14 protein-coding genes are annotated in these 22296 nt (G+C 45.0%); 3 read left to right on the forward strand and 11 right to left on the reverse strand.

What is annotated here, in order from left to right:
* Positions 1–5 precede the first annotated feature (5 nt).
* Positions 6–2270, reverse strand: coding sequence for a patatin-like phospholipase family protein (locus CLV59_RS08910; protein ID WP_111591647.1), 2265 nt, complete (start codon positions 2268–2270; stop codon positions 6–8).
* A 187-nt stretch (positions 2271–2457) separates the two neighbouring features.
* Between CLV59_RS08910 and CLV59_RS08915 the strand changes: the two genes are divergently transcribed.
* Positions 2458–5631 (forward strand): ligand-binding sensor domain-containing protein, encoded by a 3174-nt coding sequence (locus tag CLV59_RS08915; protein ID WP_111591648.1) that lies wholly within the window; start codon positions 2458–2460, stop codon positions 5629–5631.
* Positions 5632–5667: 36 nt separating this feature from the next.
* Here the strand turns inward: CLV59_RS08915 and CLV59_RS08920 are convergent, their stop codons facing one another.
* The 5 genes from CLV59_RS08920 to CLV59_RS08940 are packed head-to-tail and all read right to left on the reverse strand — an operon-like array spanning position 5668 to position 11375.
* The gene (locus tag CLV59_RS08920) at positions 5668–7071 is read right to left on the reverse strand and encodes an MBL fold metallo-hydrolase RNA specificity domain-containing protein (RefSeq protein WP_111591649.1); all 1404 of its coding nucleotides are present in this window, start codon (positions 7069–7071) and stop codon (positions 5668–5670) included.
* Positions 7072–7093: 22 nt separating this feature from the next.
* Positions 7094–7621: a DUF4442 domain-containing protein gene (locus CLV59_RS08925; RefSeq protein WP_111591650.1), complete on the reverse strand. Its 528-nt coding sequence runs from the start codon at positions 7619–7621 to the stop codon at positions 7094–7096.
* The gene (locus CLV59_RS08930) at positions 7614–8117 is read right to left on the reverse strand and encodes a thioredoxin family protein (protein ID WP_111591651.1); all 504 of its coding nucleotides are present in this window, start codon (positions 8115–8117) and stop codon (positions 7614–7616) included. The genes CLV59_RS08925 and CLV59_RS08930 overlap by 8 nt, the downstream gene beginning before the upstream one ends.
* A 24-nt stretch (positions 8118–8141) precedes the next feature.
* Positions 8142–10121 (reverse strand): polyphosphate kinase 1, encoded by a 1980-nt coding sequence (gene ppk1, locus CLV59_RS08935; RefSeq protein WP_111591652.1) that lies wholly within the window; start codon positions 10119–10121, stop codon positions 8142–8144.
* A gap of 6 nt (positions 10122–10127) precedes the next feature.
* Positions 10128–11375, reverse strand: a complete 1248-nt coding sequence (locus tag CLV59_RS08940) for a Pycsar system effector family protein (RefSeq protein ID WP_111591653.1) — start codon at positions 11373–11375, stop codon at positions 10128–10130.
* A gap of 71 nt (positions 11376–11446) precedes the next feature.
* On the opposite strand from CLV59_RS08940, the gene CLV59_RS08945 reads away from it, so the two are divergent.
* Together CLV59_RS08945 and CLV59_RS08950 are read left to right on the forward strand one after the other, a co-directional pair.
* Positions 11447–12298, forward strand: coding sequence for an SdiA-regulated domain-containing protein (locus CLV59_RS08945; protein ID WP_111591654.1), 852 nt, complete (start codon positions 11447–11449; stop codon positions 12296–12298).
* Positions 12295–15942, forward strand: coding sequence for a BamA/TamA family outer membrane protein (locus CLV59_RS08950; RefSeq protein WP_111591655.1), 3648 nt, complete (start codon positions 12295–12297; stop codon positions 15940–15942). The genes CLV59_RS08945 and CLV59_RS08950 overlap by 4 nt, the downstream gene beginning before the upstream one ends.
* Here the strand turns inward: CLV59_RS08950 and CLV59_RS08955 are convergent.
* The 5 genes from CLV59_RS08955 to CLV59_RS08975 form a co-directional block, all read right to left on the reverse strand.
* A complete protein-coding gene (locus CLV59_RS08955; RefSeq protein WP_111591656.1) occupies positions 15925–18273 on the reverse strand; it encodes a GAF domain-containing protein in 2349 nt (782 codons plus the stop codon). The genes CLV59_RS08950 and CLV59_RS08955 overlap by 18 nt on opposite strands.
* Before the next feature lie 169 nt (positions 18274–18442).
* Positions 18443–19666 carry a diaminopimelate decarboxylase gene (gene lysA, locus CLV59_RS08960; RefSeq protein WP_111591657.1) on the reverse strand — a complete coding sequence of 408 codons (1224 nt, stop codon included), beginning with the start codon at positions 19664–19666 and terminating at the stop codon, positions 18443–18445.
* 109 nt (positions 19667–19775) lie between these two features.
* Positions 19776–20168 carry an RNA-binding S4 domain-containing protein gene (locus tag CLV59_RS08965; protein WP_111591658.1) on the reverse strand — a complete coding sequence of 131 codons (393 nt, stop codon included), beginning with the start codon at positions 20166–20168 and terminating at the stop codon, positions 19776–19778.
* 78 nt (positions 20169–20246) lie between these two features.
* Positions 20247–21617 carry a dipeptidase gene (locus CLV59_RS08970; RefSeq protein ID WP_111591659.1) on the reverse strand — a complete coding sequence of 457 codons (1371 nt, stop codon included), beginning with the start codon at positions 21615–21617 and terminating at the stop codon, positions 20247–20249.
* 72 nt (positions 21618–21689) lie between these two features.
* Complete coding sequence (locus CLV59_RS08975) at positions 21690–22154, reverse strand: response regulator (RefSeq protein ID WP_111591660.1); 465 nt, start codon at positions 22152–22154, stop codon at positions 21690–21692.
* Positions 22155–22296: the final 142 nt, after the last annotated feature.

Here is a 22296-nt window from a genome sequence, read left to right on the forward strand (position 1 = left end):
CGAAATCACGGCTTATTCAGATCATAGCAATGAAATGTATCCGTTGGTAACAGGCCGTATCTCCCTGTGGTTTTAAAATTTTGTATTACTTCTCCCACTCTGTTATTCATTCTCCGCAGATTATAATTTGATATCACCCAGTTCATTGGATATTCCTCTGTATCGTGCGGCCGATATAAATTGATTTCCTCATCTACTACATAGTTCGGCGAATTCTTGCTGGTGAAATATTTATTCAACCGATCATTATTCACATCCGTCTGGGAGCCATAAGTGCCCAACACGGCTACTATAGGCGCCGCCAGCGTATTCACAAATGCATTCATTCTCCCTTTAGGCTTTGAACTATCGGAGCCATTGGTAATATGAATCAACCGGAAACGCAATTTGCTAAACAACATGGAATCTTCTCCTTTGGCAGCGGTCATCAATGAATCCAACCGCAACATCATTTCCTGTACTACACCCGCGCCGGAGTTATCGAAGTAACCGCCGTCCACGAAATAATAGCCACCCAGTTCTCCGGCAGGAGAAATATAAGGGAACCTGGAACTCAATACTGCGGCGGTACTTAGCCGTAAATTATGATAACGGTTTTTGGAAGCTGTGTCGGCTATCTCCACTACATCATAACGTTTGCTGAAATCAAGTTGCGCAGTGCTCACAACACTCGGCATCCCATGCTGTACTTCAGTGGTATTGATAAAGAGAACTGGCAGTCTCCCCGTGGTATCCATAAAATGATCTATGGGATATTTAAATGCATTGGTATACATGCTGTCTGCTGCCCCTTCCATCACGCGTTCCAGGGCAGCGGCGCGGTCCTGAAATGCGCCGGCAAAATGGCCCCATGTATCCGGACCAAAATACCTGGCCATCAGAAAACTGAGGAAATCTGTGCGCAGAAAATTCTGAACAGCAGGCGTATACTCGGTCGACTCATTTTGATGAATGATACTGTAGTATGCGGTGTTACCCACAGAACCGCCAGAGGCGCTGGACAAACAAAGCAGATGATTGGAAAAACGTCTGGCAGGATCTTTTCGGGTGCAATCTTCCATTGCAGATAATATCGACGATACCCAGTAACCAGAGCGGGAAGCGCCACCATCAGACATTACAAGGTATACATCATAAGGATGATCTGCACTGGATGCTGCTATCAACGCCGCTCTGTCGGGATGATGCAACCATTTATAGAAGTAAGTACAAACTTTATCACGCTGGTTATAATCAATGGCAGGCTTTTGATTCAGCGTCCGTACTTTGTACGGATCAAAGAAACTCCCACTGATAAATAACACCAACAGTAAAATGAAAAAGAAATTTAACCGGTACTGAATGGAAAAAAAGCTGATAAGACCCGCCAGTCCGATCAGAAACCCGAAAGCTGTCAATACAACGGCTAATGGCCCCATACTATTGGCAAAAGGGATACTGAGAATACTGGTAAAATAAATAGAGATGCCAATGAACGATAACAAATTAAACCAGATGAAATAACCTACTTCATTGGCGCCATGGGTGCTGTTGGTAATCTTCCGGTTAAGCGCTTTTAGCTTTTCCGAATGGTCTGTATCTCCTTTTCGAATATCCTGTTCCCGCCGGATGAAGGCCCAGGTAAACAATAACTGCAAAAGAAACAGGAATATCGCATAACCACTCAGGTAAGTCGGATATACCGGTGCGCTGCTGTCACATCGCAGTCCGATACACATAAACACTGACCAGAAACAGATGATGGCAATGATGAGTATGATCAACCATATTTTATTTCGTTTCCTATGCGTATGCGCAGGTCCGAAACTCAGGTTAATCAGTAAGTAGATAAGATTTTGCGCCAGGATAAATAAGAGCAGTTCCCAGGTATACAAGGCTTTCCCCACTGTTACTCCTATTAATTGCTGTAATCCCGGGAGCCCCAGAATGGCCGTTTCTATGCTCACAAATGCGTTGAATGCCATCAGTCGGGGTCCATGTGTCAGGAATGCATTTCTTAGGCTGTTTGTGGCGTCTTTTCCTTTTTTATAGCTAACAATCCGGGCACTATACCAAATGACATATGCCCAGAAACAAATGGCTATAAACGAAAAGAAACGTGGGCCTGCATATTCAGAAACCTGGATGATAATATCCTGCCCGATGGATAATTTCGTAAACAGGAAAAAAGATCCGATGATAGTTACCACACCGGGGAAGAAGAGCCAGAGACAGGAAAGCAATTCCCGGAAAAAGTCGATGGCTTTCAGTTTGAAAGTACTTGTGCTCATTTTTTGGGGTCTTTGAAGTCTGAATAAAAATTAAACAATAGAGCTGGCGATTGCTATAGGTCGATACGATATACCTAAAATTAACAATATATCTTAATTTCTCCCGCTTTTCCTTTATTGCCTGCGCCTTGTTATCTTTAGGGTACCAAACCAGGAAATTCCTACAGTCAGAATCCTGAAGAATCCCATGATCCGACTATTCGCTGATTTATTTCGAATCCGCTTATTAGCAGCTACTCTGGCCATTTTAAATGGTATGCTGTACTGCGCCAATGTTGCAGCACAAGCTCCCTTTGCACATAAATTTACTCATCTTGATATCAACAACGGCTTAGCCAGTAACCATGTTTCCGCCATCTTACAGGATCGTAAAGGGTTTATCTGGATAGCCAGCACAGCCCTGCAACGCTATGATGGCTCCAATCTGATTACTGTAGCGAGTTTCGACAGAATACCGGGTTCTATATACTACGATGATATTTGTTTGTGTGAAGACAAGAAAGGACGGATCTGGATGGGTACACCCGACAATATTCGTATATACGATCCTGTTACCACCCGCATGCGCGTGGTAAAAACGCTCAATAGTGGTGCAACCTCTGAAGGACTGCAATGCAGCAATATTCTGGAAGATCAGCAGGGCGACATCTGGGCATCAACGGATGACGGTCTTCTGAAATATGATACCAGTACACAGTCTTTTAGAAAGGCTATCCGGATACCCGAAGTCTATCGCAGTCAGATTCAGGATGCTATAATGGAAGATGAAAAAGGGAATATCTGGTTCAGTGGGGAAGACGGACTTTTCATATTGAGTAAAGACAGAAAGCAGCTTTACCATCATGGGAATAACCCGGAACATCTGCCAGTGCTGAATATCCGACGATCATTTAAACGATTCTACACGGACCCTGCACATAATATCTGGCTGGCAGCCCGTGGCGGCTATGCCTATAGATATGATCCTGCCACTATGCGGTTGGATTCCTTTTATTTCACCAACAAAGGACAAGAGAATCGTGTCCCCATTTTCGATATTAGTGCGGGGCCGGAAGGAAGAGTATGGGTAGCCACGGAAACGAATGGTATATTCCGTTTTAATCCACAAGCGCAAAAATTCGATCTCAATATACAAGCGGACAATGCCGACCCGCAGGCGCTTCACTATGATTATGAAGCCAACTGCATGATGAGTGACCGCGAAGGTCACTTATGGATAGGTACAGATCACGGCGTAAATATTCTGAGCTTACACAGCCAGTCGTTTCATGTGCTGGATCAACGAACAAAGTTCTCTCAAAGTAAAGCCCGACTCCCTTCTGCAGAGGTAACGGGGATTTTCCAGGGCTCTAACGGTTACGTATATATTGGTTATTGGGGAAAAGGGTTTGCCTGTCTCTCTCCCAATATGGACCTGCTGGGAACATTTAATAATAAATCGGGGCCGCCAGACTCCAGTATTCCGGAGGAACGTAGTCTGGTATGGACTTTCGCAGAGCTGCACGATGGAACAATCGTTATTGGGCAGGAGAATGGCAATCTTTCCCTGTTCGATCCTATTACCCGTAAGTTTAAAAAACATCTCCAGCATCCGGCCTTACATCTGCAAACACCGCTGGTATTATTGCCGCAATACGATACTACTGTGTGGATTGGGTTGTACAAGAAAGGACTTGCCTGCTGGAATCCTGCTACGAACCGCTTCTCCCAATACCAGGCGTTGCTGGATAGTCTGCAACGGCCTACCAGCGTAATGGATATCGTGCCCTATCAGGATTCGCTGCTATGGCTGGCAACCAGTACTTCCGGATTGCTGTTGTTTAATCCCCATAATAATCAACTGACAGAACGCTATACCTTTAAATGGAAGAACCGCAAAACCGGAAACGTAACCTGTCTGCTACGTTACAACGACTCATTACTGCTGGCAGGTACTGATCAGGGGCTTTGGATATTTAATCTGCATACCCGGAAATCCCATCCAATACTCAATCACAACCAGCTTTTCAACGAATGGGTACTGGGTATGGAAAAAGATAAAACGAAAGATATCTGGTTGACTACCCAATATGGATTTTATAAATTATCCATGGATAACCAGCTATTAGAAACTTTTGTCCAGGGAGATGATATCATTGATAACAACCGCAAGGTACGCCGGCAGGTATTGCAGTTACAGAACGGACAGTTGCTCATTGGGGCCTCGGATTATGTGCTGAGTCTGGATCCGCATGATCTGAAGAAAGCGCCGCCACCACCAGATGTTACTATTCTCAATCTGCGGGTGATGGATTCCATGGTATTAATAGGCGCCGCTATGGCTGAAAATAAGCCAGTAGAGCTGCATCACAGACAGAATTTCATCTCCATAGAATTTAAAAGTCTGCAATACCACCAGGAGAAAATTAAATACTATTATCAGTTGGAAGGCGTAGATGAGAAATGGGTCATTGCAGATGCTTCACTGATAGCAAAATACACGAATCTGCCGCCGGGGAATTATACCTTCCGTGTAAAGTCGGCCAACTCCACTGGTACCTATTCGGATGATATCACGATGTTGAAAATCAATATCCGTCCTGCCTTCTGGCAGACCGGCTGGTTCCGCTTACTGGCGCTGGCTTTGGCGGTAGCGTTGATATATTTCTATGTAAGGTTACGTATATCGATTGTTAGGAGAGACGCGCGTCAGCGGGCCAGCATTCAGCAAGAGATAGCGCAGCTGGAGATGAAGGCACTGAGAGCGCAAATGAATCCGCATTTTATCTTCAATGCGTTGAATTCTATCCAGATTTTCATGATGAAGAATGAAACGGAATCAGCGCAGGCTTATCTGAGCCGGTTTGCAAAGCTCATTCGAAACGTATTGGATAACTCCCAGTTAAATCACATCTCTGTAGTGAAGGAAGTGAGTATGCTGGAGAATTATATGGAGCTGGAAAAACTTCGTTTTACCGACCAGTTTGAATACAGTATCATCGTAGATCCGCAACTGGAAGCTGATTTGGTGGAAATACCCACCATGATTGTACAACCATTTGTAGAAAATGCAATCTGGCATGGTTTGGTGCATAAGAAAGAAAAGGGTCGACTAACTATTCGTTTCTGGGAGGAGCCGGGAAGGATTTTATGTACAGTAGAGGATAATGGAGTAGGAAGAGAAAAATCTGCTGCCATAAAGCAAATGCAAGGGGAGAGACACCGATCCAGAGGCTTGCAGATCACCCGCGACAGACTGGTGATTTATAACAGCCGCTTTCATGTGGAAGCAGGATTTGAAATAGAAGATTTGTATCAGGAAGATGGTAGTCCCGCGGGAACGCGCGTTACCCTTTGGTTTCCGCAGGAGCTGGATAAATAATAGAGAGCCGGTAAATTTACCGGCTCTCTATTTTTATCAGGATAATCCAATTTCGTAATGTCTTTCCGGAATTTCAATATCCAGGAAGCCTTTTTTGAACAACCATGCTTTGAAGATTTTCTGCACTTCGTATTCGCCATGTACCAAGAAGAGTTTTTTGATCTCTTTCGGGTCCTGGCAGGAGAGCCACTGGCTTAGATCTTCATAATCGCCATGGGCACTCATGGAACGAATGACTCCTACTTCCGCATTTACCTGGAAGCGGGTACCATAGATAGATACTTCTTTAGCGCCATTCATCAGGCGTCCGCCCAGGGATTCCGGTTCGCAGTAGCCCACGATCAGAATGGTATTTTTTGCTTCGTCGATATTGTTTGCAATGTGGTGTTTAACCCTTCCTGCTTCGGCCATGCCTGATGCGGAGATGATCACACATGGTTCCTGACGGAAGTTGAGATTCTTGGATTCATCTACGGACTTCACATAACGTAATCCTGGGAAATCAAACGGATCGCTGTCTCTTTTTAACAGGTCGGAAACAGCGCGGTTAAAGACTTCCGGGTGGGCTTTGGTAACCTGTGTAGCCTCGGTAGACAATGGACTGTCTACGAAGATGTCTACTTTAGGCAGTTTCCCATCCAGCTGCATTTTATTCAGAGAGTAAAGTAATTCCTGTGTGCGGCCAACGCTGAAAGCGGGGATAATGAGCTTACCTCTTTTTTCAACGCAGGTGTGGGTAATATATCTGAGAAGTTCATCGTCGGCAGGTTTGGCGTCGGCATGGAGCGTGCTGCCGTAGGTGGATTCCATCAGGATGTAATCTGCCTGAGGGAAGGTGGCTGGCGACTTGAGAATCTCATCATTGTAACGGCCGATATCGCCGCTGAAAGTGATCTGTTCTGTTTTACCATTCTCTGTGATGCGAAGGTGCATGGCGGCGGCGCCTACTATATGTCCGGCATCTGTGAACATTACCTGAATATCCGGATCGATGGAAGTCCAGGTATTATAACCCATTGTCTTCAGGAAACGGATCGCATTTTTGGCATCTTCGACAGTGTAGAGGGGTTGCAGATAAGGTTGTCCTTCTTGTGCTCTTTTCTTATTGGAGAATTTGATATCATCTTCCTGGATTTCAGCAGAATCCAGCAGGAGGATTTCGGCCATATCCCGGGTGGCCGGAGTGCAGTAAATCGGGCCTTGGTAGCCCATTTTAATAAGACGGGGAATCAGTCCGGTGTGATCGATATGTGCGTGAGAAAGCACCATGTAGGTAACTTCTTTCGGATCAAAGCCGAAGTCCCTGTTGAGGGCGTCCGTGTCTTTTCCCATACCCTGGAACATTCCACAATCGAGCAGGATTTTCTTGCCGTTCTTCAAAGTGATCAGATGCTTAGATCCCGTTACTGTGCGGGCAGCACCATGAAATGCAATCTTCATAATTAAGGGTATTTTAGTAAGATTAAGCTGACCTGGCTTTAAAAGACCAGGTAATGTCGAAGGAGGCAATTACTATGCCCTCTTTATTTCTACCTTCTGAACGCATGGTGATGGAAGTCGGTTCATTCTCCTGCAACGCTTTGGTAATGGCTGCTTTCATTGCAGGGATGTCCGTACAAGTGAAGTAAGTAGTGCCGGTGGCTTTCTTCACAAATGTTGCCTGCATACCGGTAACGAGCATGGATACATTCCGGGTAGCGCTGCGTGCATACATCATTGCCGGCAATCCTGTACTCAGTTCTCCGGCCATTGCAAGACAGGCAAAGTAAGTGGAGCGAAATGGATTCTGTGATAACCAACGGTAAGGAACCTGGGCAACGCATTGTTCTTCTGATACGGATACCAGGCGAACTCCAGCCAGCCAGGCGGCGGGCAACTTCCAGAATGTAAATGCTGAAAACTTAAACGGATGCTGTGCAAATCTTAAGAAAGATTGCACAGCATCCGTTTTAAAATAAGTGGCGCCGTTTTCCATGGGCTTACTATTCATTGATGTAATTGGATGGCTGAAGGGCTGATGGACTCCATTGTTTCAGCATATCCATCACTTTCTTTTTGTCGTAGGAGTCGGCAGATTCCAGCAAGCCAGAGTTCTGCGTGTGGATACGATTTCCTTTTTCATCCAGGATAACAAATACCGGGAACCCGAATCGTTGTGGATATCCCAGTTCTTTTAACACAGGAAGGTTTTTATTTTCCTTGCTGTAATTGAGGTGGTAAACCACATAGTTCTTGTCCATGGTGGTTTTCAGCTCTGCATCATCTTCCACGAATTTATAAAAGCGCCGGCACCAGATACACCAGTTACCGCCAATCTGCAACAGCACATGTTTTTTCTCTTTGGCGGCTTTGACGATCGCTTCGGAAATATCTTTTTTAGCGTTGGCTTCCGGATTATAGATGTGTTGTAAATCCAGCGTTTGAGCGTTGGCAGCGGGAATAATGAATCCCAGGCTTAAAATCAGCGTCCATACATACTTCTTCATAAATAATATATCTATATCTGTAATTTACTTTATTTTCTGAATATACCCCGTAATGGCTGTCTGTGCATTGGTAGGATCAGCTAATTGCAGGGCTACTATATCTTTCAACTGTTGCTGGATCTGAGGATTGTATATCGGGACACAAACTTCTATGCGCCTGTAGAGGTTTCTGTTCATCCAGTCGGCGGAACCCATGTATACCTCCTCCTGGCCCGCATTGTGGAAAATGAATACCCTGGCATGTTCCAGGTATCTATCCACTATTCTGATCACGCGGATATTTGTGCCTGGAATCAGGCAGCAGATGCTTCTCACAATCAGGTCTATCTGAATACCGGCCTCACTGGCTTCATACAGCTTGGCGATCATGGCTTTCTCCTGGAGGTTATTCAACTTAATGGTAATCTTCGCGGGTTTACCGGCTTTCGCATGTTGAATTTCCCGGTCTATTAATGCCAGGAACTTATCCATCATATTGAATTGCGCTACCAGTAAGTGCTGGAATTGCAGGAAGTTATAATTGCCGGGCTGCTCTCTGCTTTGCAGGTAGAGGAAAAGTAGTTCCATTTCGCGGGTAATACCCACATGAGAGGTAAACAACACATGATCACCATAGAACCTGGCAGTCGACTCATTAAAATTCCCTGTGGCGATCAATCCGGAATAATCGGAGTGATATCCCCGTTTCCGCTTTACCAGGGCTGTTTTTGCGTGTACCTTCATGCCGGGAATACTATAAACGATTTTAACGCCTGCTTCCTTCATACGTTTTGCCCAACGGATATTATTGGCTTCATCGAAGCGGGCTTTCAGTTCCACGAATACGGTTACCTGTTTTCCGTTCTTAGCGGCGGTAATCAATGCCTGCGCTATTTGCGATCCGGAGGCGATGCGGTACAGAGTGATGTATATCTCTGCAACATCCTGGTCTGTAGCTGCCTGGTTAAAGAAGCGCAGTACGTAATCATATCGTTGATAGGGCACATGCACTACCAGGTCTTTTTGCTGTATAAGGTCCAGTATATGATCTGTAGCGGGAGCATCTGCAATGGCCGTAGGAGTATATGCCGGATAAAGGGCATTGGCGATAGCCACTGGCATGGGAAGGTCTGCCAGATCTTTAAGGTTATGGTATCTGCCTCCGGCTACCATTTCCTCATTGCTGAGATTAAAACGGGCAGCCAGCAGGTGACGCAATGGTAAAGGCATTGCTGCATCATAGAGGAACCTGGTAGGTACGCCAAGTTCCCGCTTGCGTATACCTGTTTCTATTTCTTCCAGGATATCTCCTTTAAATTCGTCCATGTCCATTTCGGCATTGCGGGTCAGTTTGAAACTGTAGCTGCCGTTGACAGTATATCCAGGGAAGATATAATCCAGGTGATTGCGGATAATATCGTCCAGGAGTACGATCTGGGCGAGGCCGTTTTCTGCTGGCAACTGCCGGAAACGGGGCAGGGAAGAGGGAATGTTCAGAATAGCATATTCCTGCTTATCTGGTTGCTCCATTGAAGAAAGGGACACCGCCAGGTAAAGGGCGTTGTTTTCCGGAAAGTAAAGTTTGTCGGAATCCTTCAGCCATAAAGGTTGTAACCAGGTAAGAATAGTAGTGAGCAGATATTCGCGGGTAAGACCATTTTGAAAGGCGGTAAAGGCCTCATTATAACAGAGGTGTATCCCGTTTTCGCGTAAGGCGGGTAGTATATCTGTGGTGAGTATCTGACCATAGTGTTCCTGCTGGCGGTTGACTTCCGTCAGTACCTGACGGAGAGTATCCGGGCTCACGGTTTCATCGCCACCGGCATAAGGTTCCTTTTCCAGCAGTTTATTCACAGCCAGGATGGCTGGCATTCTCACCCTGAAAAATTCATCCAGATTGGAAGAATATATAGATAGAAATTTGATTCTTTCGTATAGGGGTACCTGTTGGTCCTGTGCCATGGTAAGTACCCGATAATTGAACGACAGCCAGCTCAGATCCCGGTTAAACAAAGGAATGGTCATATGTGCTTAAGCTTTTACTGGGAAGAAGATAGCTGCTATTATGAAAGCCAGTACGGAGGCAATCAGTCCGAACATAAACACATTATAAGAAATGCGGAGCAATCGGTATTTCTGACCCAACACCACGCCAAGAGAATATACATCCTTCGTCATGCTGCCATAAAGGAAATCGGCATCATTCATCATTTGCTTCATACCCCATTCATATTCGTCCAGTTTCATCCGGTAGAAGTTCCCGAAGAACAGTAGGTTCGCATCTTTACGGGCGATGTCATCTTTGGTAAAAGTACCACTGGTCACATTGGGCCTGGTAGCCAGTACCGCAAAAATCACTGTAGTCACCGAAGTAAAGATGAACATCAGCGATGGAATAATGAAATTGGGATAGTCTTCCAAACGTCCAAGCAGCACAGACAACATGATAGACAAAATGATGGAATTCACTGAAATCATGATATGTGCCTTGCTGTCGGCCATGGAACTGAGGCGGATATGATTGGTAGAGGTAATGCGGAACATTGTCTCCACACCTCTCTCTGGTTTGATGGCCTTCTTTTCTTTCTCTTTCTTTTTGCTCGTGGCCAGCAAATGGGTGCTGTCATTTGGAGCGGCAGGCGCGGGGGGAGTTTCGTTGTTTTCTGTTTGGGCGGCGAGTCTTTTTTCCAGTTTTTTCTGCATCTGTTGAATATTCTCTTCTTTCTGTTGCCGGAGTCTTGTCTGCGCGTAGTCAGTCCAGTAGTGATGTTCGGTCAGAAAGCGGATATTACTTTGTAACCAGGCAATTCTGTCTATCTCTTTCTGGGTAACCATTTCTATTTCCTGACGGAGTAGCTTACTTCTTTCCGGATATTCCTTTGTGCCGAGATGAAACAGGTCGGCATCGCAAACTATTTGTTCGATGAGGGTTTTCGGTGACTGCGGCATTTTGGTAGCAAGAATGCATCCTTTCACCATTTGCTGTAATGCTTCGGAGGCGCCATGTTCCTGCAGGAAACTAACTGCGGCAGCAGCGCCGGTTTCTTCATGTACCTTTCCTTCTCCCAGCAGATAGCCTTCATCGTGAAACCAGGCAGCGATGTAAACAGCCGTCAGTTCATCATCCTGTAAGCGGTAATGGGCGGAAATCTGACCAACAGCATCCACAACGCCCTCGGTATGGGTCAGATTATGATAAACCAATGCCGGTTTCGGAAGTTCCCTGTACTTTGCCAGTACATATTCTCTGGCTGCATCTATGAGGGCTGAATTTTGCATATTCGAAGATGATTAAATCCAATCTGAAGTTACTGTATTTTTGAGTTAAATTTAAGGTATAAAGTATCGCTATGGATGTACGTATCCTAATGTTCTTCCTGTTTTTTCTGATATCCTGCAATTATTTCCCTGACCGAACGCAGAAGACCTACACGTCTCCGGAAGGTTATGATCTGAGTTCGCCTGTCAGGTATCGCGTACGCGAGTCTATGCAGGAAATTTCAGGTATTGTCATGTATCCTGATGAACATCGTATCATTGCTGTCAACGATGAAGAAGGCAGAATTTATGAAGTAGATGTCAATGCCACAAAGGCTTATCCCAGTTGGAAATTTGCGAAGAATGGAGATTATGAAGACATCTGTCATACAGATAGCGGCTGGTTTGTGCTGAAAAGTAGTGGCGGCCTTTATCAGGTCCGTGCCCTCGACAAGGATTCTGTTAAAGCGATTCACTATAAGTTTAATACAGAACAGGATGTTGAATTTGAATCCGCTTACTTCGATAAAAACAGACATAGTGTGATTATCATCTGTAAGAATTGTGAAGATGATAAAAAGGTGGGACTGACTAGTGCCTATCAGTTTAGTCTGGATAGTATGGCATTTGATTATAAACCTATCTTTCAGTTCAGCGCTAAGGAAATAGCTGCGCTGGCAGGAAATGATATGCGATTTTTCAAGCCCAGTGCCGCCGCTATTCATCCGTTAGAAAAGCGATTGTATATGGTGGCATCTGTTAACCAACTGTTAGTGATTGCAGATCTGGATGGACATGTGCAGGAAACGCATAACTTAAAGCATCGGCTATTCCGTCAACCAGAAGGTATTTCTTTTACCGCGAATGGCGATATGTATATTTCCAATGAAGGCGGCTACGATGGCGTAGCTAATATTCTCAAATTTACCTATAAGAAAAAATGAGCGTAAGATATCTGTCGATCCTATTGATGTTGTTACCATTTACGTTACTGGCTCAGTCCGGGGAAGTAAAACAACGAATTATCCTCATCGGCGATGCGGGTGAGTTACATGAGAATGGCCGCAATCCTGTGATCGATGCGGTGCGTTCCAGGTTTGATATGCAGGATAAACGAAACACCGTGCTCTTCTTGGGAGATAACGTATATCCGCTGGGGTTACCCGACTCGCTGTCTAAACGATATCCTGTAGCCAGACAGATCCTCGATTACCAAATCAACCTGGTACGTGGTACCAATGCCCGTGGATTTATTATTCCCGGTAATCACGACTGGGAAAAAAGTAAACCCGATGGCTGGGCCACGATCCGTAATCAACAAGCATATGTGGATTCTTTACATCTGCCTAATGTGACCTTTTTCCCTAAAGAAGGTTGCCCTGGGCCGGAAGAAGTAAACCTTTCCAAGGATGTAACCCTGATTATCATGGATAGCGAGTGGTGGCTGTTTCCCTATGAAAAGCCAGGTGTGGAATCCGATTGTGACTGCAAAACAAAAGATGAAGTGCTGGTGAAGATCTCCGAGATAGTAGCCAAAAACCGCAATAAACTCATCATCTTCGCTACCCACCATCCTTTCCGCAGTTATGGTATCCATGGCGGCTATTACACGATTAAGCAACATATCTTCCCGCTGACAGATATGAAACCCTGGATGTACCTGCCATTGCCGGTAATTGGATCTATTTACCCACTGACAAGAGGGGTTTTCGGTACGCCGGAAGATCTGCCACATCCATTGTACAAAGATATGGTGAGCGGCGTGGAAGCTGCCACTAAGCAACATGGCCCGGTTATATTCGTTTCCGGCCATGATCATACCTTGCAATTGATTAAAGATGACGGCAACAGCTACGTAGTAAGTGGTAGCGGCGCTAAAAATAACAGGGTGAAAATGGGCAGTAAATCCAGTTATGCTACCTGTAAGAACGGTTTCAGCGTGCTGGAACTGATGGCCGACAGTACCGTGCGCGTGCAATTTTTCCTGGCTGACAGTCTCGAGAAACCTGCTTATACTGATAACCTGCTCCGTTTCTCCGAATTCAAAGAAAAAGGGTTAACCTTCCAGCAACCTGACACTTTACCTAAAGTAATCAGTTTCGTACCCGATTCTCAATACAATGATGTCGGGCGCTTTCATCGATGGCTGCTGGGGAATAACTACCGTCAGATATGGGCTACCCCATTGAATTTCCCGGTATTGGACCTGCGTACTGCAAAAGGCGGATTAAAAATATTGCAGAGAGGCGGTGGTATGCAGACACGCTCCCTCCGTGTAGCCGACAGCTCCGGAACGGAGTACACCATGCGCTCTCTGAAGAAATACCCACTGGCGGCTATTCCTCCTATTCTCCGCGAAACAATTGCCCGCGAAGTAGTACAGGACCAGATTTCAGCTTCCAATCCTTATGCAACACTGTCGGTAGCCGTATTGGCAGAAGCTGCAAAAGTGCCTCATACCAATCCAACCTTTATTTATTTACCTAAAGACACGATGCTGGGTATCTACGCCAATGATTTCGGTGGAGACGTATACCTGTTTGAAGAGAGAGAACCCGAAACAGGAGATAAAGATAAATCCTATAATACCCTGAAAGTACTGGCTAAAACACAAGGTGATAACGACTACGTAGTTGATCAGAAATCAGTCCTGCGTGCCAGAATACTGGATACTTATATTACGGATTATGATCGTCATGATGACCAGTGGAGATGGTATCGTGAAAAACATAAAGGAGTAGAATATTACTATCCGGTTCCCCGCGACAGGGATCAGGCGTTCTTTATAAATGAAGGATTTTTACCCCGGGTGGTGGCTACGCCTTCCTTTATGCCACAATTTTATGGCTTCCGTCGTACCGGACCCTGGTATAATGGCTGGAACTTTTCCACACGTTACTTCGATCGTACTTTCCTCATTGAACCCGACGAGGCAGAATGGAGAAAACAAACCCGCAAGTTTGTAGATCGTATGACAGACAGCGTTCTCGAAGCATCAGTAAACGCTTTACCAGATACGATTCGTCATCTGGTAAATCCATACATGTTAAATACGCTGAAAGCACGTAGGGCAGTGATGGAAGATGTGATGTTGAAATATTACCGCTTCCTCTCCAAAGTGGTATACGTGCCAGCTACTGCAAAGAATGAACTGATAGAACTGGATAAACAAGCAAATGGCGGCGTTGCGCTCAACATATATAAAATCAGCAAAAAAGGAGAAGTAAAGCAAAACATCTTCAGCAGAACCTTTGATCCCAGGGTAACGAAGGAACTGAATATTTATGGTCTCGGTGGACAAGACCAATGGCTGATAAAGGGAAATTACGCCACGCCTATACGAATCCGCCTTATCGGTGGCCCGGATGCAGATACATACACCGATAGCTCAAGTGCCAGCGGCGGCAAACGTATACGCATATACGATCAGCGAAGCGGCAAAGACACCTTTAATGTAGACGGAAACGCGTCTCTCAAACTATCCGATGACCCGGAAAATATAGCATATAAACGTAATTACTATAAATACGATAAGTTCCTGCCTATGCTGGCAGCAGGTTTCAACAAAGATGATGGTATCCTGTTAGGACTGGGAGGACAATACCTCCACCAGGGCTGGAGAAAAGAACCGTTTGCTTCCAGACAGATCTTTGCAGCCACGCATGCACTGTCTACCAAAGCGTGGAACTTCAGATACATCGGTGAGTTTACAGATGTGATAGGGAAATCGGATCTCGAAGTGCATGCCACCGCCAAAGCGCCCAACAACACCATCAATTTCTTTGGCTATGGCAATGAAAGCATCTATGATAAAGATAAGCCAGGCAAAATTCGGTATTACAGAGCCAGGTTTGCATTGTACAGTGCAGATCTGTTGCTGAAAACGAATCTGAGTAATAAGTTCAGTGTGGCTTATGGCCCGACTGGTTCATTTTATTCCTTTGAACAGGAGGAGAATCAAGGACGCTTTATCACAGACTTTGCACAAAATGGACTGGACTCTGCCAGCATTGTAAACAAAAAAGGTTATCTGGGCGGTAAAATAGTTGCCCAGCTGGATACCAGGAACAACAAACTGATTGCGACCAGAGGAGTACTGTGGACCACCACTTTCACCGGTACTGGCGGTTTGAATAATTACAGTAACAACACGGCTACATTACAAACTGACCTGAGTATTTATCTCAGCTTTAGTAATCCGGATCGTTTTGTATTGGTGAGTCGTTTCGGCGGAGGAAAGGTTTGGGGGAACTTTGATTACTTCCAGGCGTATACAGTAGGAGGAAGTCAGAACCTGCGCGGATTCCGCAACTACCGCTTTGCAGGCGAGGCAGGAGCCTATAATAATACCGAAGTACGTTTAAAACTCTTCGATGTTAAAACTTATCTCCTGCCTGCCAGCGTAGGACTTTTATTATTCAACGACGTAGGCCGTGTATGGGCTTCCGGCGAAAAATCGCATGTATGGCATGATGGCTATGGTGGCGGATTGTACCTGTCGCCAGTAAATGCCCTTATTGTTACGGCTGTACTGGGTCATTCCAATGAAGGCACCCTGCCATACTTTTCATTAGGCTTTAAGTTCTGATGACAGTTCCTCTAAATTTACTTTCACACGAAGAGCTTTGAGGCCGCTGACGCCTTGAAGCTCTTCCAGATCTAGCATTTCCAGGTCTGGCAGCAGAATATTTTTGCTCTGTAAGAAGGATATATATTTCTTGTATTCCTCCATCTCTCTCACGTTGGAATACACAATCGCAATCATTCCTGGTTGTGTTAATCTTTCACCGGTTTCTTTCACATGCACCTTATCAATCCGTTTTTTAATGATCTCATAACGGATATTATAAGCGCCTTCCACATCAAATCTACGTTCGTCATTACGGAAGCTGATGGTGATAGGAGCGCTGTGCATGAGGATCATCTGGGTAGTTTGCAGGGGAATTTTCATTTTCGACTGCATTCTATGTGTGATCCTGGCGATGTTGGCCATCGATGAAAGCTGCCATAGTCGGAGGTTACGCAGATAAAGGTGATCGAACTTCTTTTCCTGCGCAATGGACTGACCAATATAAATCGTGTATTCGACCCCGTCAGTACGGTACTTTTCAAAATAGCAAGGGAACGATTCCTGAATATAATTCCTTTCCTTTTCCAGGTAGTGATTGATGGCAGTATTTACCCGGGCGAGGCTCTCTTCATATTCTCTCCGATGGTGATATACGTGTCCTTCCTTTTGGTCTACATGGGCATAATACTTTTCCAGTACTGGTTTTAGTTCCTCATTGTTATTGCAGAGATGTTCCAGTACGGGTTGTACTTCCTGTGTGATGAAATCGTTTATTTTGGCATCTTCCCCGGCAGTAAGGTTATGCTGGAGATTTTCCAGAATATCCCTGGTCTTGAATTGCAGTTCTTCCAGCAGGTTCAGTTTAACTGATTTTAAAATCACGGTGAGTGTTTCATCCACGAGTTGCAATTGTTCCTGTAGATCTTCCCGGATGGCATTACCTTGTTCCACGGAGGAGTTGCGAATATCCACGGCGCCAAAGAGTGGATATACTTCTTCAAAACTGATATTGCTGATATCTTTCCTTTCTGCTTCTGGCGTCAGCAGGTATTTCCAGGCGGCATCAATGAATTTCCACTCTACAGAAGGTTGCAGCGCAGTGAATTGTTCCTTGATAACCTGATTAATGCGACTCTCCAGGATATTGATACTACGATTTAGCATCAGTACCAGCAAAGGATAAATGCTTTGCAGTTGCCATAACGGCCTTTCTGAAAGGGCGTTAGGGCGTGATGCGGCCAATTCCAGTACTCCCAGTACCTGGTTTTTATACCTGATAGGAAAGAGTACAAAGCTTCTGATTTTCTTTATTACTAGATATTTCAGAAAAGGATATTGGGAGATGCTATCTTCTGTAACCTGTGGGATGATGAGTGGCTCGGGGTGGGCGTACAGGAAATCCACCATCTGAGCGAACAGCTGCTGTTCCTGTTTTTTATTGCCTATTCCCAGCACAGGGTCCACGGGCGTGAATTGCTCTTCCAGCACATGCTTGTTGTTTACCTTCGGAAAAGGTACTATATGTGCAGTGACATCAAAGATGCCGAGAATAGCAGGAACCATTCTTTCCACGGTGCGGTAACTTTCCAGCTCATTAGTACTGTTCATGTTCATGACCAGACTCTTGATAGTATTGACGGCTTCTCCCTGGGTTACATCTTCGATAGTCCAGATGGCAAACCCTTCCAGTGCGAAGTTGTCTAACGGAAGCAAGGTTTCCAGTGTTTCCAGCGGCATCTGGCGGGTGCAGAACTGGTTATAGTCGAGCGGAGGTAATTCTCCTTTCACGCGTACATCCACAAAACGGGCGTCCACATTTACTTTTACCTGTCTTTTGATGCCATCTGGCGTATGTATTGTGTGGATAATATCATTCTGGTAACCGATAGGAAAATGGTAATGTCGGTCCAGGATGAGTTTATATAACCATACTTTTTTGTCTTTCTTCACTTTGGAAAGACTGATACCATGTGGCACGGTAGATAGCTGGCCATTATCTCCTACAAAGATCTGACGAAACATCTCCGAATAGTAGAAGATGGCGAACCTGAATGGCACACTGATGCCGTAGATATCTTTTTTGGTATCCACTGTAACAGGGAAAATAGCGGCGATTAAAAGATCGAGATAATCGCGGTATGGGTCCAGGCTTACGTTTTGCGGCAGGGGCTGTAATAATTCAGGCTTTGCCTCAAATTTATCCAGTATGTACTGGTAGAACATGGTGCGGCCATCTTTTTCACGGTCCACTTTCTCTTGCAGAAAGCGAAGAAAAGGGGCAAACGATATATTGGACTGTATTATATCTTCTTCGTTAAGTAGATCCTGGGTGGCTGTTAAAACTTCCATACATATTCAAATTATGAATCATATTTGATTCCAATCAAACTAAAGCTAATCAAATAACAGTTGAAAACAGTGAAGGTTAAGCGGGGATAGTACCGAAGACGAACGGGGCAGGGGAATATTGTATAAAAACAGCGCAGGCAGAAAATATTTTTCTGCCTGCGTGGGTATATTAAGCTAATTCAATCTGGTTTTTGAGCAGGTCTTCCAGGGTATCTCTTCTGCGGATCAGGTGGGGTACACCATCTTTCACCAGTACTTCCGCTGGTTTCAGGCGGGAGTTGAAGTTAGAAGACATTTCAAATCCATAGGCGCCGGCATTATAGAATACCAGGTAATCGCCTTCCCTTACCTCATTAATTTTTCTGTCCCATCCGAAGGTATCGGTTTCGCAGATGTTACCTACTACGGTATAGATTCTTTCGGTGCCTTTAGGGTTGGAGATATTCCGGATAAGGTGGAAAGCATCATAGAACATAGGGCGGATCAGGTGGTTAAAGCCGGAGTTCACCCCTACGAATACGGTAGCAGTTGTTTGTTTAATTACGTTTGCTTTTACTACGAAGTAGCCGCTTTGGCTTACCAGGAATTTTCCTGGTTCGAACCAGAGTTGTAGTGGACGTTCGTATTTAGCGCTGAATTTATTGAAAGCTTCGGTCAGTTTTTTACCGAGCAGATCGATATCGGTTTCCGGATCTCCAGGTTGGTAAGCCACTTTAAAGCCGCTGCCCAGGTCGATAGACTGGAGGTCTGGGAAGTGTTGTGTCATTTCGAACATGATTTCCACCCCACGGAGGAATACATCTACGTCTTTGATTTCGGAGCCGGTATGCATATGCAGACCCGTTACTTTCAGTTTAGTAGATTTTACAATACGTTCGATATGGCGCATCTGGTGAATGGAGATGCCGAATTTACTGTCTACGTGGCCGGTAGAGATTTTAAAGTTACCGCCAGCCATGATATGTGGATTCAGGCGAATACTGATAGGGTAGCTATCGCCGAATTTATTACCGAATTGCTCCAGGATGGAGATATTATCGATATTGATGATTACACCCAGATCTTTGGCTGCAATGATTTCCTGCAGGTCAACGCAATTAGGGGTAAAGATGATATTCTTTGGATCGAAGCCTGCTTTAAGGCCAAGCTGTACTTCCTGAATAGAAACAGTATCCAAGCCACAACCCAGAGAGTTGATGTACTTCAGGATATTGATATTGGTCAGTGCCTTGCAAGCGTAGAAGAAACGGGTGTCAGACTTATGGAAAGCCTTTTGCAGCTTCTCATATTGCGTTTTGATTTTTTCCGCATGGTAAATGTATACCGGGGTACCAAATTCTTCTGCAATTTTCACCAGGAAATCGGTGGCAAGAACGTCACTTTGTTTAGGCATTTGATCCTTTGATTTATTAATTAGTTGGCAAAATTACTACGCAAAAGCGAGAATTTATATTTTTCTCAGAACTACTGTTTGGATAATGGCTGAAAGGGATATTCGGGGCTTAATCCTCCGTTCCCATGAAGTCGTCCAGGTTACGGCGGTCCTTCTTCGTTGGACGGCCGATTTTCGTCTGGCGTTTACCGGTCTGGAATACGCTGGGAACAAATGCTGGCGCCAGTTTATCTTCATCCGGGGTATTATCCACATAGTATTTCACTGCTTCGGTGTAGGCAACGCGATTGGCAATCAGTCCCACCACTTCGATCACCCATTTGCGGGCTTCTGTTTTTACTTCGAATTTATCGCCGATGGCAACGGGTTTGGCTGCCTTTACAGTATTGCCGTTTAATTTTACTTTACCGCCATCGCAGGCATCGGAGGCCTGGCTGCGGGTTTTAAACACTCTGATGGCCCACAGGTATTTGTCTACCCGTATTTTTTCATTTGTACTCATAGTGTGAATTTAAAAAAGTTGGTCCGATCTGCCATGAGGCGGATCGGACCAATATCATCAAATTGCCTTTGGAGGCTATTATTTGCTTAATTCCGCAAAGTATTTGTGGAAATAAGGAATTGTTTCGATCCCTTTATAGTAGTTGGCCAGGCCATACTTCTCGTTAGGAGAGTGCAGGTTGTCGCTGTCCAAGCCAAAGCCCATCAGTACAGTTTTCAGGCCAAGAACTGATTCGAACAGCGCTACGATAGGAATACTACCGCCACCGCGAACAGGAATTGGTTCTTTACCGAAAGTAGCGTTAATAGCCTGTTGTGCTGCCTTGAAAGCTACGGAGTCAGTTGGCGTAACATACGCGCTGCCACCATGATGTTTGTTCACTTTCACGGTCACTGATTTAGGTGCAATCGCTTCGAAGTGTTTGGTAAACAGATCAGAGATCTCATGCCAGTCCTGATCAGGTACCAGGCGCATAGAGATTTTAGCGAATGCTTTGGAAGGCAGAACGGTTTTCGCACCTTCGCCGGTGTAACCACTCCACATACCGTTTACTTCCAGGGTAGGACGGATACCAGTTCTTTCGATAGTGGTATAGCCTTTCTCACCCCATACATCATTGATACCCAGGTCTTTCTTGTACTCCTCTTCGCTGAATGGAGCCGCGTTGAGCGCAGTTCTTTCTTCAGTAGTCAGTTCCTGTACGCGATCGTAGAAACCAGGGATAGTGATGTGGTTATTTTCATCGTGCAGACTAGCGATCATTTTCGCCAGGATGGTAGCCGGGTTGGCAACAGCGCCACCGTATACGCCACTGTGCAGGTCACGGTTAGGGCCTGTTACTTCCACTTCCATGTATGCCAGTCCACGAAGACCAGTATCGATAGAAGGTTCTTCCAGGCTGATCATAGAAGTATCGGAGATCAGTACCACATCAGCTTTCAGACGTTCTTTATTTTCTTTCAGGAAGATGCCCAGGTTGGAGGAACCTACCTCTTCTTCCCCTTCAATCATGAATTTGATATTGCAAGGGATAGAATTGGTTTTGTTCATAGTTTCAAATGCCTTCACGTGCATATAGAACTGACCTTTATCGTCAGCGCTACCGCGGGCATAGATATTACCGTCTTTGATCACTGGTTCGAATGGACCACTGTGCCACAGTTCCAGTGGATCTGCAGGTTGTACGTCGTAGTGACCGTAAACTAATACGGTAGGAAGAGAAGGATCAATGATTTTTTCACCATATACGATAGGATGTCCTGCGGTCGGGCATACTTCTACATTATCAGCACCTGCTTCGATAAGGCGTTGTTTAACTTCTTCAGCGCAACGCTGGGTATCATTATTAAAGCGGGAATCAGCACTCACGGAAGGAATGCGCAACAGTGCCAGCAATTCGTCCAGGAAACGGTCTTTGTTCTGTGCCTGGTAATCTTTCCAAACTTGCATGATTGAGGAAATTAAGTTTCACAAAGGCTGCAAGTTAAGGATTTTGGCTACATGACTGACAAAAGGCCGTTACTAGGAAATCAATTTCTGTCTTACCAGGAACTCCAGTTTTTCGTTAACATCCAGGAGTTTGGCAGTCAGTTCTTTGTTTTCCTTACGGAGAGAGTAGACCTCGTATGCTTTTTCAATGTTATGTTTGAGCTCTTCTTCATTCCAGGGTTTGGAGAAGTATTTATACACCTGACCCTTATTGATGGCATCAACAACGGCGTTGATATCGGCATAGCCTGTCAGGAGCATTCGAATTGGCTCGGGGTAACGTTCCAGTATTGACTCAAAGAATTCAATACCAGTCATTTTTGGCATGCGCTGGTCGGAAATGATGATGTGGAATTCCTGTTCTTTCAGCAGCTTTTCAGCTTCTTCAGCGGAGGCCGCAGTGAATACATTGTAAAGCCTTCTGAAAGAAGCCTTAAAAGCATTCAGATTATGAACCTCATCATCGATATAGAGTATGTGAATGTGTTGCGCACTCATTTAAGAAGACTTAGGCAAGTTATTAATAATAAATGAGTTAGAAACAATGAAACTTAAAAAACGATTTAGTAGTCCATTCTGCCCCATTCTATCATTGGCGGTTTAACATGCGAATTACAAATACACCGCAGTGTAAAGGTAC

This window comes from Chitinophaga dinghuensis (assembly GCF_003259435.1).
GTDB classification, from domain to species: domain Bacteria; phylum Bacteroidota; class Bacteroidia; order Chitinophagales; family Chitinophagaceae; genus Chitinophaga; species Chitinophaga dinghuensis.